This is a genomic window from Chromohalobacter sp. 296-RDG (assembly GCF_029889885.1).
GTDB lineage: Bacteria > Pseudomonadota > Gammaproteobacteria > Pseudomonadales > Halomonadaceae > Chromohalobacter.
In genome coordinates this window covers 1-1,022 of sequence record NZ_JARANY010000238.1, presented here as the reverse complement: position 1 = coordinate 1,022, position 1,022 = coordinate 1, and the positions used below count along the sequence as shown (strand labels likewise).

Here is a 1,022-nt window from a genome sequence, read left to right as displayed (position 1 = left end):
GGCCAAATGAGCATATGGCTGGCGCAGTGTGGCCATACGGTCACCATGGTCGAACCCTCGCGGGACATGCGCGAACGTGCCATCGCGGGCATGGGCGATCTGGCTGTCACGTCCGTCGATGCCACCTGGCAGACGCTGCCCGAACGTGCGCCGGGGCCGTGGGGGCTGATCGTGTGCCACGCGGTTCTGGAATGGTTGGCGGCGCCACAGGCCGCTTTCGCACAACTCGCCACACTGCTGGCGCCGGGGGGCTATCTGTCGCTGATGGTCTTCAACCGCGATGCATTGCGGTTCTCCAACGTGATCAAGGGCAACCTGGACAAGGCGCTCGATGATCGGCTGGAAGGGCTCGGGAAACGCCAGCGTCTGACGCCGATCTCGCCGCTCACTGATGCCCAGATACGCGCATGGAGTATGGCGGAAGGCTTGTCGATCGAGGCGGTGACGGGCGTGCGTATCTTTCACGACTACCTTCTGGAACGCCACCCTGCGCCGGAGCAGCTCGAGAAGGTAATCGAACTCGAACGTCGTTACTGCCAGCAGGAGCCGCACTGGCGTCTGGGACGTTATCTGCATTACACCCTGTACAAACCGGAGATCGTGTCATGAGTGCGGAGACGCCTCCTTGCCAGTTGCTTGCCCGTCAGTCTCACGACTATCGCGATTGGCTGTGGGTCGCGCCGCCTCGCGATGCCTGGTTGGAAACGACCGGTGGTAGCGTGTGGAGTGCGGATGCGGCGGTTTGTCAGGCTTGGCGAGTTCGAGGATACCGGGTTTACGATGGTCTCGCGCCGGTGCTGGAAGCGCCGGTCACGGGTGCCGTATTGTTCTGGCCCAAGACGCATGCGTTAGGCGAGTGGTGGTTGCTGGCGCTGTGCGCGGTGTTGCCCGAAGGCACGTCGCTGCAGGTTGTCGGCGAACATCAAGGTGGCGTCAAGCGTGTGCTCAAATCGCTGGCCGCGCTGGGGCTTGGTTGCCGCAAGGTGGATAGCGCGCGGCGTTGCACATTGTATGCTACGCGC

1 protein-coding gene and 1 pseudogene are annotated in these 1,022 nt (G+C 63.1%); both read left to right on the top strand.

The window, feature by feature from the left end; translation table 11 throughout:
• The coding region (locus tag OP495_RS18205; protein WP_280571180.1) for a methyltransferase domain-containing protein at positions 1-609 on the top strand (609 nt) is incomplete at its 5' end.
• Positions 606-1,022, top strand: a pseudogene (locus tag OP495_RS18200) (16S rRNA methyltransferase); the annotation flags it as partial. The gene OP495_RS18205 and the pseudogene OP495_RS18200, both read left to right, overlap by 4 nt.